This window comes from Flavobacterium sp. WG21, from assembly GCF_000335775.1.
In the GTDB taxonomy this organism is placed as follows: Bacteria; Bacteroidota; Bacteroidia; order Flavobacteriales; family Flavobacteriaceae; genus Flavobacterium; species Flavobacterium tructae.
In genome coordinates, this window is sequence record NZ_AMYW01000032.1 from 18,028 (window position 1) to 34,457 (window position 16,430).

A 16,430-nucleotide genomic window follows, 5' to 3' on the forward strand; every position below is an offset into this window, starting at 1 on the left:
TAAAAAGGTTATATGTCTGAAGAGAGAGTAATAAGAATAAACAAGGTTTTAAGGGAATTAAATATTTCGTTAGAAAGAGCTGTTGATTATCTAAAAGATAAGGGTATTGCTATTGATGCAAATCCAAATGCGAAAATTTCTGATAGCGAATTTAATATCCTACAAAGCCAATTTGCGGGCGATAAGGGGAATAAGGAAGCTTCTAAAGAGGTAGGAGAAGAGAAAAGAAAAGAGAAAGAAGCATTACGTGTTGAACGTGAGAAAGAAATTGAGGACAAACGCAGACAAGACGAAGAGCGCCAAAAACAACAGGAGGTTATAAAAGCGAGAGCAGTTGTAACAGGGCCTGTTCAAGTAGGTAAAATTGATTTAAACCCGAAGAAACCTGCAATTGTTTCTACTACTACTGAGGAACCGGCTAAAACCGAAGAGCCAAAAGCAGTTGTTACTCCAACTCAACCAGAAAAACCTGTTCAAAAAGAAATTGTACAGCCAGAGCCGGTAGTTGCTCCTGTAGTTTCTGAAGAGAAAAAGGTAGAAAAACCTATTATTACAGAGAAGAAAGAAGTAAAAGTAGAGTCTCCAAAAGTAGCGCAGGAACCGGTTGTTTCAACTGATCCTAACACTGCTGAGGAAATAATTACTACACAATATCAAAAATTATCTGGAACTACTCTTACCGGGCAGACAATTGACTTGTCTCAATTCAATAAGCCTAAGAAAAAGAAAGAAGATCCAAAGATAACTCCTAATAAACCAGGAGCTCCGGGAGCCGGAAATAACGCTAATAAAAATAAGCGTAAAAGAATCGCTCCTAAACCGGGAACTCCGGGGGCGCCAAAACCTGCAACAGGTAATGCGCCGGGAACTCCAAACCCTAATAAAATTACACCAAATACTGGTGGAGGAGGTTTTAATGCGAACAGAAGTGCGAGACCAGGTTTTGTTAAAGGAAACCGTCCTGCAATTGTAGCAAAAGTGGAGCCGACTGAAGAGGAAGTAAAAAACCAAATTAGAGAGACTCTTGAAAAACTTCAGGGTAAAGGTGGAAAATCTAAAGCGGCTAAATATAGAAGAGATAAAAGAGAAACGCACCGTCAGAAATCAGATGATGAGCAAAGAGCACTTGACGAAGGAAGTAAAACAATTAAAGTTACAGAGTTCGTTACGGTAGGTGAAATTGCAATCATGATGGATGTGCCGATTACAAAAGTAATTGGAACGTGTATGTCTCTTGGTATCATGGTTACCATGAACCAACGTCTGGATGCTGAAACTTTAACAATTGTAGCGGATGAGTTTGGTTACGAAGTAGAGTTTATCACGGTTGATATCGAAGAAGCTATTGAGGTAGTTGAAGATAAAGAAGAAGACTTAGTGGTGAGAGCGCCAATTGTTACAGTAATGGGTCACGTTGATCACGGTAAAACCTCTTTATTGGATTATATCCGTAAAGAAAATGTTATTGCCGGAGAGTCTGGAGGTATTACACAGCACATCGGAGCTTACGGAGTAACTTTAGATAACGGTCAGAAAATAGCATTCTTAGATACTCCGGGTCACGAGGCGTTTACCGCGATGCGTGCACGTGGAGCTCAGGTTACCGATATTGCTATCATTGTAATTGCGGCGGATGATGATATCATGCCACAAACCAAAGAGGCGATCTCTCACGCACAAGCTGCGGGTGTTCCAATTATTTTCGCAATCAATAAAGTGGATAAGCCAAATGCTAATCCGGATAAGATTAAAGAAAGACTGGCAGGTATGAATTTACTTGTTGAAGATTGGGGTGGAAAAATTCAATCACACGATATCTCTGCTAAAACAGGATTAGGAGTGAAAGAATTGTTAGAGAAAGTTTTATTGGAAGCTGAAATCTTAGATTTAAAATCAAATCCAAATAAAGCAGCACAGGGAACTGTTGTTGAGGCGTTCTTAGATAAAGGAAAAGGATATGTTTCTACCATTTTAGTTCAACACGGAACTTTAAAAATTGGAGATTATATGTTGGCAGGTAAGCATCATGGTAAAATTAAAGCTATGCATGACGAACGCGGACATATTGTTAAAGAAGCAGGGCCTTCAACTCCGGTATCTGTTTTAGGTCTTGACGGAGCTGCAACTGCCGGTGATAAGTTTAACGTTTTTGAAGACGAAAAAGAAGCGAAACAAATTGCATCTAAACGTTCTCAATTAATGCGTGAACAATCAGTACGTACACAGCGTCATATTACATTGGATGAGATTGGACGTCGTATCGCTCTTGGTCAGTTTAAAGAATTGAACGTAATCCTTAAGGGAGACGTTGATGGATCTGTTGAAGCATTATCAGATTCGTTCTCTAAATTGTCTACAGAAGAAATTCAAATTAATATCATTCATAAAGGTGTTGGAGCAATTACTGAAACTGACGTTATGTTGGCTTCTGCATCTGATGCGATCATTATCGGATTTAATGTTCGTCCTGCAGGAAATGCGAGACAGCTTGCTGATAAAGAAGAAATCGATATCCGTTACTATTCTATTATCTATGCTGCAATCGATGACTTAAAAGATGCAATGGAAGGAATGTTAGCTCCTGAGATGAAAGAAGAAATTTTAGGAACTGCTGAAATTCGTGAGATTTTCAAAATTTCTAAAGTAGGTTCAATCGCTGGTTGTATGGTGATGGATGGTAAGATTATGAGATCTTCTAAAATTAGAGTAATCAGAGATGGAGTAGTGGTGCACACAGGTGAACTTGTGGCATTGAAACGTTTCAAAGATGATGTTAAAGAAGTTACTAAAGGGTACGATTGTGGTATTCAGATCAAAGGTTACAATGATATCGAAGAAAGAGATGTTATTGAGGCTTACCACGAAGTAGCAATCAAAAAGAAATTGAAATAATAGTCAATATTGATATTCAAAAGTCCCAACGAGAGTTGGGACTTTTTTTGTGAGAATATATAAACGAAGTTTATGGTGTTTAAAAAAATGAGGTGTGATTAATATTTTCGTTTATTTCAATTTTAATGCTATTTTTGATTAAAAATATTTAATTATGAGAAAATTTATATATGCAATCGTTCTTTTTGCGAGTTTTTCTTCAGTGTCTTTTTCACAGGAAGCAGTTGAAAAGAGTGCTCCTCCGGCAGGAAATGCTGTAGTGGGAGATCATTACGGTGCCGATGTTTCGAAAATTTCAGAAAGCAAAGCGATCACGGTTGAGAAGTTGAAAAGCGACTTAAAAACGACTAATAAGGCTGAAAATATATCGGTGAAAGGAATCGTGACCGATGTTTGTCCGAAGAAAGGATGTTGGGTTACTGTTAAAACTGAAGATGGATCTTCTTTCTTTGTGAAAATGAAGGACTATGCTTTTTTTGTGCCAACAGCATTAAAAGGTAAGAATGTTGTTTTGGAAGGTACGGCCGAGAAGAAAATCACCTCTGTCGATGAGTTGAAACATTATGCTAAAGATGCTAAAAAATCAAAAGCTGAAATTGATGCGATCAACAAGCCGAAAGAAGAAATTCGATTTATGGCAGATGGAATTAAGGTGGTGAATTAAATGCATTTTTGATTTACTGCTCAATATTTATGTTTTAGAGTCCTGGCTTTTGCCGGGACTTTTTTGTTGGAGTAAAAAAGAGTTTGTTTTGTTTGGGTGATTGGAAGAAAAGGGTGTTTGTGGAAGTAGAGAGTCGGACTGAATAGGGACAAGGTTGTTTGTTGTTTGAAAGAATAAGTTGCTTAATAATTGTTTCAGGTCTGGGGATGTTTTTTTGAGTCCGAGTAATATTTTGTTTCAGTTTGTAAAATGAAACAAGGGTATAGGGGGGGTAAATTGCGAAATATGGATAATTGATGGAAGGTTATTTGTGTGATGAGGGTGTGTTCAATCGTTTAATGTTGTTGACTCGTCTGTTTGTATCGGTATCTCGAGTTTTTAGATTCGATTTGGAGTATACTAGAAAGTGTTAAAGTGGAATGATTGGATTTGCTTTCTGAGAGCTTTAAGTGATGGAGGATTATCTTTTCCGCATGGGGTGAGATGATTTGAATTCGTCATGCGTATGCATATTGATGTTGGTGAGAGTCTTGTCTGTATGGTGTAATCTTAGGTTTTGGCTAGCTACTGATAAGGGGGGGGTAATGTTTGGAAAGAAAGATAAGAGGATGTGGAAGATTGTATTTTGTGATCAGAATAAGTTATGAAAAAAGGGCTGCTTCGTTTTGGAGCTGCCCTTTTTTTGATTGTTCTGTTTTAATGAAGAGTTTACTTTCCTGGCTTTAATAGAAAAACATTTTTGTGTCTCTTTTTGATGTCTGCCAGGTTTCTTTCTGCTTCTATTCTGGTCTTGAAATTTCCAACAATTACCTTGTAGTTTGGAGTGTTGAAAATTATGGTTCCATCGATGTTGCTGTATTCTCTTTTGAAATCCGATAACGTTTTCTTTGCTTCTTCGCTTTTGCCGCTGAAGATTTGAATTTTATAGGTGTCGTTTGTACTTATTGATGTGTTAATTTTGCGTTTGTCATTCAATAATTGCTCAAATTTTGGATCTTGATTTAGTGTTAAATTTTGATCCTGAGCTTGAATGTTGTAAGCTAAAGTGATCATTGTTAGCGTGAAGAAAACTCTTTTGGATGGGGTTAAAATTCTCATAATGTGGTGGTTTTTGAACAAAAATAGTATTTAAAATTTGTATGCGAAAATTTGATATTATTTAGAATTGATATAAATTGATATTTAAGACTATTTTAAGGTTTTGAGAATAACACATAAGTCGTATTTTTGTGCAAGTTTTAAAAGAAGGTATTAGTTTTTTGTTGATTTACTACAGAAAAAATCATACCAAAAATTAGTAGATAATTATTATACTATATGAAAAAGGTGGGTAACCATAATTCGATCTCAAGAAAATTGCTGCTTAGCTTATCGCTAACGCTGCTTTTCTCCCTAACTTCATTTGCTCAAGATCCAGCTGCTCCTGCGGCGACTGAAGCTGCTGCCGCTCCGGCTGCAACTGCTGGTGGTGATCCGGTAAAAGGGAAAGAACTTTTTAATGCAAATTGCGCTGCATGTCACAAATTAGATGCCAAATCAACGGGTCCTGCTTTAAGGGGAGTTGCTGGAAAGCATGATATTGCTTGGATCTACAAATGGGTTCACAACAGTTCTGACATGATTAAGTCAGGTGATCCTGTAGCAGTAAAACTTTTTGAAGAAAACAACAAGTCAGTAATGACTTCTTTTCCTCAATTATCAACAGGAGATATTGATAATATTATCGCGTATACTTCTGAAGTAAAAGCTGAGCCAGCTGTTGCTGCTGGTGGGGCTGCAACTCCTCCGGGAACTAATGTTGACGGTGGTGGTATTTCAAACAATATTATTTTAGGTGCACTTGCACTTGTAATGGCTATATTGGTTGTGATGTTGTTCATGGTGAACAAAGTATTGACTAAAGTAGCTAGTAATAACGGAATTGTAGTTGCTCCTAAAGAAGCTACGACTCCTATCTGGAAAGCGTTCGCTAGAAACCAGTTCTTGGTATTAGTTACTGCAATATTCTTGCTATTGGCAAGTGGATATTTTGTGTACGGATATTTAATGCAAGTTGGTGTGGATCAAAATTATGAGCCAATTCAGCCAATTCATTATTCTCATAAAATTCACGCTGGTGATAACGAAATCAATTGTAAATATTGTCACTCTGCTGCTCGTGTAAGTAAGACTGCTGGTATTCCATCTTTGAATGTTTGTATGAACTGTCATAAAAACATCTCTGAAGTTGCTGAAACTACTGCTACTCCTGAGTACAGCAAAGCATTTTACGACGCTCAGATCCAAAAATTATATGATGCAGTTGGTTGGGATAAGGCAAAACAAGCTTATACCGGAAAAACGCAGCCAGTAAAATGGGTTCGTATTCACAACTTACCTGATTTTGTTTACTTCAACCACTCTCAACACGTTACTGTTGGAGGTATCGAATGTCAAACTTGTCACGGTCCTGTGGAAGAATTTGAAATCATGAAGCAATACTCTAAATTAACAATGGGATGGTGTGTTGATTGCCATAGAAAAACTGATGTTAAGATGGAAGGAAATGCATACTATGATAAAATTCATGCTGAACTTTCTAAAAAATACGGTGTAGAGAAATTAACTGCAGCGCAAATGGGAGGTTTAGAATGCGGTAAATGCCACTATTAATCGAATTATTAAGATTTTAATATTTATATACAATGTCATCAAACAAAAAATACTGGAAAAGTGTTGAAGAACTAGAAAATAGTTCTATTGTTGAGGCGCTTAGAAATAACGAGTTTGTTGAAGAGATTCCTACAGATGAATTCTTAGGGAATGCAGATGCTTTAGCTTCATCTGGAACTTCACGTCGTGACTTTTTAAAGTACGTAGGATTTAGTACTGCGGCAGTTACACTTGCTGCATGTGAAGGTCCTGTGCACAAGTCTATCCCTTATGTTTTACAACCAGAGCAAATCATTCCTGGTGTTGCAGATTATTATGCAACTACTGTATTTGATGGTTTTGATTTTGCTAATCTTTTGGTAAAAACTCGTGAGGGTCGTCCAATTAAAATTGAAAACAATGCAATCGCTGGTGCTAAATTTGCAGCCAATGCGAGAATTCACGCATCTATCTTAGGATTGTATGATAGCGCTCGTTTAAAAGAGCCAAAAGTAGATGGTAAACAAACTTCTTGGTCAGCTGTTGATTTAAAAATTAAATCGAGTTTAGCTGAAGCAAAAGCTAAAAACCAACAGGTTGTATTATTAACAAATACACTTGCAAGTCCATCTACTGAAAAATTAATCGCTGAATTTATTGCTAAAAATCCAAATGCTAAGCATGTTGTTTATGATGCAGTTTCTTCATCTGAGGCTTTAGATGCTTTTCAGGCTGTTTATGGTCAAAGAGCTTTAGTTGATTACGATTTTTCAAAATCTAATTTAATTGTATCTGTTGGTGCTGATTTCTTAGGAGACTGGCAAGGTGGTGGGTACGATAGTGGATATGCAAAAGGACGTATTCCGCAAAACGGAAAAATGTCTCGTCACTTCCAATTCGAATCAAATATGACATTATCCGGAGCAGCTGCTGATAAGCGTGTTCCTATGACTACTGCTGTTCAAAAACAGGCTTTAGTTCAAATATATAACATTATTGCAGGTGCTTCTGTTCCTGTTACTTTAGATGCTGCTTATAAAGCTGAAGTAGTGAAAGCTGCTCAGCAATTAAAAGCTGCCGGATCTAAAGGGGTTCTGGTTTCCGGAATCGAAGATAAAAACGCTCAGTTATTAGTTTTAGCTATCAACCAAATTTTGGCGAGTGAAGCTTATACTACTGCAGGAGCAAGACAAATTAGAAAAGGATCTAATGCTGTTGTTTCTCAATTAATTAAAGATCTGAATGCTGGAAGTGTTCATACTTTAATTATGAGTGGAGTTAATCCTGCTTACACTTTAGCTGATTCAGCTGCTTTTGTTTCAGGATTGAAAAAAGTTAAAACATCTGTTGCTTTTTCATTAAAAGAAGATGAAACTGCTTCAATTGTTACTGTTGCTGCTCCGGCTCCTCATTATTTAGAGTCTTGGGGAGATTTAGAAATAACAAGCGGAACTTATAGCTTAACGCAACCAACGATTCGCCCTATTTTTAATACCAAACAATTTCAGGATGTTTTATTGTCATTAAATGGTGCCGCAGGTACTTTTTATGATTATTTAAAAGCTAATTCTTCAGCATTTACTGCAGGATCTTCTTGGAACAAAGTATTACATGATGGTGTTGCGGTAGTTGGATCTTCTGCATTATCTGGAGGTGCTGTTGATGCAGCTACTGCTGCAAATGCACTTGCAAAATCTAAAGCTGCTGGTGATTTCGAATTGGTATTATATACTAAAACTGGATTAGGAGATGGACAACATGCTAATAACCCTTGGTTACAAGAGTTCCCGGATCCAATTACCAGAGTTTCATGGGATAACTATGTTACTGTTTCTAATGCTGATGCTAAAAAATTAGGATTGTCAAATGAAATCGTTGCTAACGGTGGTTTGAACGGAAGTTATGCTACTATTACTACTGCTGACGGAGCTAAATTAGAAAATGTACCGGTAATTGTTCAGCCAGGACAAGCTGTTGGTACAGTTGGTTTAGCAGTTGGTTACGGTCGTAAGGCAGCGTTAAAAGAAGAAATGCAGGTAGGTTTAAATGCTTACGCTTTATATAAAAATTTCAATAGTGTTCAGTCTGTTTCTATTGCGAAAGCAAATGGAGAGCATGAGTTTGCTTGTGTTCAGGGACAAAAAACATTAATGGGTAGAGGAGATATTATTAAAGAAACTACCCTTGATGTATTCAACAAAGAAAATGCTGAACATTGGAATCCACAACCAATGGTATCTTTAGATCACCAGGAAGTTAAAGCTACAACAGTAGATTTATGGGAATCATTTGATCGTTCTACAGGACATCACTTTAACCTTTCTATCGACTTAAATGCTTGTACAGGATGTGGAGCTTGTGTTATTGCTTGTCATGCTGAGAACAACGTTCCTGTTGTTGGTAAAGCAGAGGTAAGAAGAAGCCGTGATATGCACTGGTTACGTATCGACAGATACTATTCTTCTGAAAGCACTTTTGAAGGTGATAACGAAAGAAAAGAAGGAATTGCAGGTTTATCAAGTTCATTATCTACATTTAATGAAATGGAAAAGCCAGGAGACAATCCACAGGTTGCATTCCAACCAGTAATGTGTCAACACTGTAACCACGCTCCTTGTGAAACAGTTTGTCCGGTTGCAGCAACATCTCACGGTCGTCAAGGTCAAAACCACATGGCATACAACAGATGTGTTGGTACTCGTTACTGTGCAAACAACTGTCCATACAAAGTACGTCGTTTCAACTGGTTCTTGTACAACAAAAACAGTGAATTCGACTATCACATGAATGATGATTTAGGTCGTATGGTATTAAACCCAGACGTAAACGTTCGTTCTCGTGGAGTTATGGAAAAATGTTCATTCTGTATTCAAAGTACACAAGCTGTTATTCTTCAGGCAAAACGTGAAGGAAGAGTTGTAGCAAAAGATGAATTCAACAATGCTTGCGCTTGTTCTGCAGCTTGTTCTTCTGGAGCTATGGTGTTTGGAGATGTAAATGATAAAGAAAGCGAAGTTGCTAAGTTAGCAGAAAGCGAAAGAATGTATCATTTATTAGAGCATGTTGGTACAAAACCGAACGTTTTCTATCATGTAAAAGTTAGAAATACTTAGTAAAATTATTAATTAGAAACAATATAAAGGATTATGTCGTCTCACTACGAAGCACCCATTAGAAAACCTTTAGTTATAGGTGATAAATCTTATCACGATGTAACAGTAGATGTAGCTGCACCTGTTGAGGGGCCTGCAAACAAACAATGGTGGATTGTATTTTCAATCGCATTAATAGCCTTCCTTTGGGGATTAGGTTGTATAATTTACACTGTATCTACAGGTATCGGAACATGGGGATTAAATAAAACAGTTGGTTGGGCTTGGGATATCACGAACTTCGTTTGGTGGGTTGGTATTGGTCACGCCGGAACATTAATTTCTGCGGTATTATTACTTTTCCGTCAACGTTGGAGAATGGCTATTAACCGTTCTGCTGAAGCGATGACTATCTTCTCAGTAGTTCAGGCAGGTTTATTTCCAATTATTCACATGGGTCGTCCATGGTTGGCTTACTGGGTTTTACCTATTCCAAATCAATTTGGATCTTTATGGGTAAACTTTAACTCGCCATTACTTTGGGACGTATTTGCAATTTCAACGTATCTTTCGGTATCATTAGTTTTCTGGTGGACTGGTTTATTGCCTGACTTTGCAATGCTACGTGATAGAGCAATAACACCTTTCAATAAAAGAGTATATTCTATCCTAAGTTTTGGATGGAGCGGTAGAGCAAAAGACTGGCAGCGTTTTGAAGAAGTATCTTTAGTACTTGCAGGTTTAGCTACTCCACTTGTACTTTCTGTACACACCATTGTATCGATGGACTTTGCTACTTCTGTAATACCAGGATGGCATACCACGATTTTCCCTCCTTACTTCGTTGCAGGAGCGGTATTCTCTGGATTTGCAATGGTTAACACCTTGTTGATCGTTATGAGAAAAGTTTCTAACCTTGAAGCTTACATTACACTACAACATATCGAGTTGATGAACATCATTATCATGATCACGGGTTCTATCGTTGGTGTTGCTTACATCACGGAGTTATTCGTAGCTTGGTATTCAGGTGTAGAGTATGAGCAATATGCGTTCTTAAACAGAGCTACCGGACCTTACTGGTGGGCATATTGGTCGATGATGACTTGTAACGTTTTCTCTCCACAGTTCATGTGGTTCAAAAAACTAAGAACAAGTATCATGTTCTCCTTCATTATTTCGATTGTAGTAAACATCGGAATGTGGTTTGAAAGATTCGTAATTATTGTTACTTCTTTACATAGAGATTACCTTCCATCTTCTTGGACAATGTTCTCACCAACATTCGTTGATATTGGAATTTTCATCGGAACAATTGGTTTCTTCTTCGTATTGTTTTTATTATACTCCAGAACATTCCCTGTAATTGCTCAGGCGGAGGTGAAAACAATTTTGAAAGGAACAGGAGATAATTATATTAGAGAAAGAGCAGCAAATAAAGATTCACACCATGAGTAATAAAGTAATATACGCCATTTATAATGACGATGATATTTTGATGGATGCAGTAAAGAAAACCAGAGCTGCTCATCATCATATTGAAGAGGTTTTTACTCCATTCCCAGTTCACGGATTGGATAAAGCTATGGGCTTAGCACCAACAAGATTAGCAATTTGTGCATTTTTATACGGATGTGTTGGTATTTCTGTTGCAACATTCATGATGAGTTATATCATGATTCATGACTGGCCTCAGGATATTGGTGGAAAACCAAGTTTTAGTTTCATTCAGAATATGCCTTCTTTTGTGCCAATTATGTTTGAGATGACTGTATTTTTTGCTGCCCACTTAATGGTGATCACTTTTTACATGAGAAGTAGATTGTGGCCATTCAAACAAGCTGAAAATCCTGATGTAAGAACAACAGACGACCATTTCTTAATGGAAGTTGCTGTAAATGATAACGAAGCAGAATTAGTTTCTTTTTTCGAAGGAACAGGAGCTGTTGAAGTTAAAGTAATCGAAAAGAATTAATTGTAGCTATGAAAAGGATATATAAAATAACACTTTTAGTTGGTATAACTATTTTAGTTTCATCTTGCCACAATAATTCGGCACCAAACTATCAGTATTTCCCAAATATGTATGAATCTGTTGCTTACGAGCCATATACAGAAGCAAAAATATTTAAAGGAGGAAAAGAAGGACAGCTTCCTGTAGAAGGAACTATCAATAGAGGTTTTGAACCTTATGAGTATGAGAATTCAACTGCTGGTTATGAATTAGCGAAAGCAAATTTAAAATCACCTTTGACTGAAGCTGAAAAAAGTTCTGAAAAAGGAAAAGAACTTTTCGAAATTTACTGTATCAGCTGCCATGGTGCAACTGGAAACGGTAAAGGTAAATTGGTTGAAAGAGAAAAATTTCTTGGAGTACCTAGCTATAAAGACAGAGTTATCACTGAAGGAAGTATCTTTCACGTTGAGACTTATGGTTTAAATGCAATGGGTTCACATGCAAATCAATTAAGTGCCCACGAACGTTGGTTAGTTGCTGACTATGTTCTAAAACTAAAAAGCCAATTATAATTGTTGAACAAACTGATCGTAATAGATATGTATACATTTTCAAGTAAATTAAAAACTTTTTCTATCGTCCTAATGGTTCTTGGCCTATTAGGGATTGGGTATGGTTTTTTAAATGCACCTAAAGATATTCAAGAAGTTGAAAAAATACTAGCTGCAGATGCTCATGGTTCTCATGGAGCTGCACATGGTGAAGCTGCAGAGGCTTCTCATGAAACTGCAGGTCATGAAGCTACAGAAGCTTCACATGAAGGTGCTGCACATGCAGAAGCTCCGGCAGCTTCTCATGATACAGCAGAAGCTTCACATGATTCACTTAAAGGTGCAGCGCACGCAGAAACTCCAGCAGTTTCTCATGAAGCTGCAAAAGTTTCACATGATTCACACGAAGGTGGTGAGCATGCGAAAGTTGATGCCGCAGGTGAACATGAAAAACATTTAGAACACGTATTACACCAATTGCAAAACAAGCCTTGGTCAGCATTATATGTTGCCTCTATTTTCTTCTTGTTGCTTTCTATGGGAGTATTAGCTTTTTATGCTATTCAACAAGTGGCTCAGGCAGGATGGTCTCCGGTTTTATTCAGAGTAATGCAGGGAATCACAGCTTACTTACCAGCTGGTTCTGTAATATTCTTTATTATTCTGGTACTTTGCGGATTGCATTTTAATCACATATTTGTATGGTTAGGAGAAGGAGTTACAGATCCAAAACATGCAAACTACGATGCAATCATTGCTGGAAAATCAGGTTATTTAAACTTTCCTTTCTGGATCGTTAGAGCAGCAATCTTTTTATTAGGATGGAACATTTACCGTCACTATTCCAGAAAGAATTGTTTAGCTCAAGACGAAGCTAATGATGATCTTTACTACAAAAAGAACTTCAAAATCTCTGCGGGATTCTTAGTATTCTTTATTGTTTCTGAGTCTATCATGGCGTGGGATTGGATTATGTCATTTGACCCACACTGGTTCAGTACTTTATTTGCGTGGTATGTTTTTGCTTCTTTCTTTGTAAGCGGTATTACTACAATAGCATTGGTTACTATTTACTTAAAATCTAAAGGATATTTAGAATATGTAAATACAAGTCACATTCACGATTTAGCTAAATTTATGTTTGGTATCAGTGTATTCTGGACATACTTATGGTTCTCACAATTCATGTTGATCTGGTACGCAAACATTCCGGAAGAGGTTACTTATTTCGTAACTAGAATTCAATTATACAACTTGCCATTTTTTGGAGCTGTAGTTATGAACTTTTTGTTCCCATTATTAATATTGATCAATACAGACTTCAAACGTCTTAACTGGGTTATTGTAATGGCTGGTGTAGTGATCTTGTTAGGACACTATGTTGATTTCTTTAATATGATTATGCCTGCTACAGTTGGAGATAAATGGTTTATTGGAGTTTCTGAAATTGCATCTATTCTTTTCTTCTTAGGTTTATTTATTTTTGTTGTATTTACTGCATTAACTAAAGCTCCTTTGTTAGCAAAAAGAAATCCTTTCATTGAAGAAAGTAAACATTTTCATTATTAATATTTAAAGAAGTAAACAGATGACAAGTTTGTTGGTAATTATAGTTTTAGTTTTATTAGCAGTTGCATTGTGGCAATTGACCAAGATATTCGATCTTACGCAAGTGGGATCCGCTTCTTCGGACGATTCGCAAGTGGCATCCGATAATGATAATAATGTTCAGGGGTATATCATGTTTGGCTTCTTAGCTTTCATTTATATCTTTACGATTTACGGTTTATTGAAATGGGGTAATTTAGCACTTCATACACCGGCTTCAGAGCACGGGCTTTTAGTAGATAACTTAATGAACATTACATGGGTATTAATATTCACAGTTCAGGTTATTACACAAGGATTATTATACTGGTTCTCTTTTAAAAACAGAGGACATAAAGATAAAAAAGCTTTATTCTTTGCTGATAGTAATAAATTAGAAGCAATTTGGAGTATTATTCCATCTGTAGTTTTAGCTTGTTTAATCCTTTACGGATTGTACGCTTGGAACAACATTATGTTTGTTGATAAAGACGAAGACGTAATAGAAATTGAATTATACGCTCAACAATTTAAATGGACAGCAAGATATGCGGGTCAGGACAATGTTTTAGGAAAAGCAAACGTTCGTTTAATTGAAGGTGTAAATACTTTAGGAGTAGACATGTCTGATCCTAATGCTCAGGATGATATCGTAGTTAGTGAATTGCATATTCCAAAAGGTAAAAAAGTACATTTCAAAATGCGTTCTCAAGACGTATTACACTCAGCTTACATGCCTCACTTTAGAGCACAGATGAACTGCGTTCCTGGAATGGTTACTGAATTTGCTTTTATTCCAACTTACACAACTTCTGAATACAGAGAGTTACCGTTTATGGTGGAGAAAGTTGCACACATCAACAAACTTAGAGCTGAAAAAAGCGTTGAGTTAGTGGCTAAAGGTGGAACAGCTTTAGATCCTTATACATTTGACTATTTATTATTATGTAATAAAATTTGTGGAGCTTCTCACTACAACATGCAAATGAAAGTAGTTGTTGACACTCCGGAAGATTATAAAAAATGGTTAAGCGAAAAAACTACATTAGCTCAGGATATTAAAGCTGCCGCTGCTGCAGATGCTGAAAAGAAGGCTGGTGAAGAAGCAAAAGCGAGCACAGATAGCACTGCTAAAGATACTGTGAAAGCAGTTATCGATACAGTTAAGGCAGTTGTAGCTAAAGTGGCTATGAGATAATATTTATTAAGAAAATTTAAAGTACACATATATGTCAGCAGAAGCGCACGGTCACGATCACGGACACGATCACGAGCACGAACATCATCATAAAGACACGTTCATTACTAAATATATCTTTAGTATTGATCACAAAATGATTGCTAAGCAATACTTACTTACAGGTATTGTAATGGGAGTAATTGGTATTGCAATGTCGTTGCTTTTCAGAATGCAATTGGCTTGGCCAGAAGAGTCTTTTAAAATTTTTAATGTTTTATTAGGAGATAAATTTGCACCTGATGGTGTAATGGCAAATGATATTTATCTGGCTTTGGTTACCATTCACGGTACCATCATGGTATTCTTTGTACTGACGGCCGGTTTGAGCGGAACCTTTAGTAACTTATTGATTCCACTTCAAATTGGAGCGCGAGATATGGCTTCCGGATTTATGAATATGATTTCATACTGGTTGTTCTTCTTATCTGCTGTAGTGATGTTATGTTCCTTATTTGTTGAAGCTGGACCAGCATCTGCAGGTTGGACAATTTACCCACCATTAAGTGCTTTACCACAAGCAATCCCTGGTTCTGGAACAGGTATGACTTTATGGTTAGTTTCAATGGCGATCTTTATCGCATCTTCTTTAATGGGATCTTTGAACTACATTGTAACGGTTATCAACCTTAGAACAAAAGGAATGTCTATGACAAGACTTCCATTGACAATCTGGACATTTTTCGTAACAGCTATCATTGGTGTTATTTCGTTCCCTGTATTATTGTCAGCTGCTTTATTATTGATCTTTGACAGAAGTTTTGGTACTTCATTCTTCTTATCTGATATCTATATTGCCGGAGAGGTTTTACACTACCAAGGTGGTTCTCCTGTATTGTTCGAACACTTATTCTGGTTTTTAGGACACCCTGAGGTTTACATCGTAATCTTACCAGCGATGGGACTTGTGTCTGAAATTATGGCTACAAACTCTCGTAAACCAATCTTTGGTTACAGAGCGATGATTATGTCAGTTCTTGCAATTGCATTCTTATCTACAATTGTTTGGGGTCACCATATGTTTATTTCAGGTATGAATCCTTTCTTAGGATCTGTATTTACTTTCACAACTTTATTGATTGCAATTCCATCTGCTGTAAAAGCGTTCAACTGGATCACAACTTTATGGAAAGGTAACTTACAATTCAATCCTGCAATGTTATTCTCTATCGGAATGGTTTCTACTTTCATCACTGGAGGTTTAACAGGAATCATTTTAGGAGACAGTACTTTGGATATTAACGTTCACGATACTTACTTCGTAATTGCTCACTTTCACTTAGTAATGGGTATCTCTGCACTTTACGGAATGTTTGCTGGTATTTACCACTGGTTCCCTAAAATGTACGGAAGAATGTTAAATAAAAACTTAGGTTACATTCACTTTTGGGTAACAGCAGTTTGTGCTTATGGAGTATTCTTCCCAATGCACTTTATCGGATTAGCTGGTTTACCAAGACGTTATTATACAAACACAAACTTCCCATTATTTGATGATTTACAAAATGTGAATGTTTTAATTACAACATTCGCTCTTGTAGGAGGTGCGTTCCAATTAGTATTCTTATACAACTTCTTCGTTAGTATTTTCTATGGTAAGAAAGCGGTTCAGAATCCATGGAAATCAACAACATTAGAGTGGACTACTCCTGTAGAACATATCCACGGTAACTGGCCAGGTGAAATTCCTCACGTATACCGTTGGCCGTATGACTACAGTAACCCGAATCACGATGTAGATTTTGTACCGCAAAATGTACCGATGAAAGAAGGTGAAGAAGTTTTACACCACTAAAAATACTTTAAAAGACTGTCTGTA

At 36.8% G+C, this 16,430-nt stretch carries 11 protein-coding genes; 10 read left to right on the plus strand and 1 reads right to left on the minus strand.

Going from position 1 to position 16,430, the window contains the following annotated elements:
* Positions 1-12: 12 nt before the first annotated feature.
* A complete protein-coding gene (gene infB, locus C245_RS0118735; protein ID WP_017498148.1) occupies positions 13-2,892 on the plus strand; it encodes a translation initiation factor IF-2 in 2,880 nt (959 codons plus the stop codon).
* A gap of 154 nt (positions 2,893-3,046) precedes the next feature.
* The gene (locus C245_RS0118740; protein ID WP_017498149.1) at positions 3,047-3,556 is read left to right on the plus strand and encodes a DUF4920 domain-containing protein; all 510 of its coding nucleotides are present in this window, start codon (positions 3,047-3,049) and stop codon (positions 3,554-3,556) included.
* A 708-nt stretch (positions 3,557-4,264) separates the two neighbouring features.
* On the opposite strand, the gene C245_RS0118750 is transcribed toward C245_RS0118740, so the two are convergent.
* On the minus strand, positions 4,265-4,654 hold the full coding sequence (locus tag C245_RS0118750) for an SPOR domain-containing protein (protein ID WP_026110154.1): 390 nt from the start codon (positions 4,652-4,654) through the stop codon (positions 4,265-4,267).
* Positions 4,655-4,873: 219 nt separating this feature from the next.
* On the opposite strand from C245_RS0118750, the gene C245_RS0118755 reads away from it, so the two are divergent.
* Genes C245_RS0118755 through C245_RS0118790 form a run of 8 tightly spaced genes read left to right on the plus strand, consistent with a single transcriptional unit; the run spans position 4,874 to position 16,406 of the window.
* Positions 4,874-6,208: a c-type cytochrome gene (locus C245_RS0118755; protein ID WP_017498152.1), complete on the plus strand. Its 1,335-nt coding sequence runs from the start codon at positions 4,874-4,876 to the stop codon at positions 6,206-6,208.
* Between the two features lie 32 nt (positions 6,209-6,240).
* A complete protein-coding gene (locus C245_RS0118760) occupies positions 6,241-9,300 on the plus strand; it encodes a TAT-variant-translocated molybdopterin oxidoreductase (protein ID WP_017498153.1) in 3,060 nt (1,019 codons plus the stop codon).
* A gap of 33 nt (positions 9,301-9,333) precedes the next feature.
* Positions 9,334-10,737: an NrfD/PsrC family molybdoenzyme membrane anchor subunit gene (nrfD, locus tag C245_RS0118765; protein ID WP_017498154.1), complete on the plus strand. Its 1,404-nt coding sequence runs from the start codon at positions 9,334-9,336 to the stop codon at positions 10,735-10,737.
* The gene (locus tag C245_RS0118770) at positions 10,730-11,254 is read left to right on the plus strand and encodes a DUF3341 domain-containing protein (protein ID WP_017498155.1); all 525 of its coding nucleotides are present in this window, start codon (positions 10,730-10,732) and stop codon (positions 11,252-11,254) included. Before nrfD ends, C245_RS0118770 begins: the two co-directional genes overlap by 8 nt.
* Before the next feature lie 8 nt (positions 11,255-11,262).
* The gene (locus C245_RS0118775; protein ID WP_026110155.1) at positions 11,263-11,808 is read left to right on the plus strand and encodes a cytochrome c; all 546 of its coding nucleotides are present in this window, start codon (positions 11,263-11,265) and stop codon (positions 11,806-11,808) included.
* A 27-nt stretch (positions 11,809-11,835) separates the two neighbouring features.
* Positions 11,836-13,356: a hypothetical protein gene (locus tag C245_RS0118780; protein ID WP_026110156.1), complete on the plus strand. Its 1,521-nt coding sequence runs from the start codon at positions 11,836-11,838 to the stop codon at positions 13,354-13,356.
* Between the two features lie 19 nt (positions 13,357-13,375).
* Positions 13,376-14,572 carry a cytochrome c oxidase subunit II gene (locus C245_RS0118785; protein ID WP_017498158.1) on the plus strand — a complete coding sequence of 399 codons (1,197 nt, stop codon included), beginning with the start codon at positions 13,376-13,378 and terminating at the stop codon, positions 14,570-14,572.
* A 31-nt stretch (positions 14,573-14,603) separates the two neighbouring features.
* Positions 14,604-16,406 (plus strand): cbb3-type cytochrome c oxidase subunit I, encoded by a 1,803-nt coding sequence (locus C245_RS0118790; protein WP_017498159.1) that lies wholly within the window; start codon positions 14,604-14,606, stop codon positions 16,404-16,406.
* The last annotated feature ends 24 nt before the right edge of the window (positions 16,407-16,430 follow it).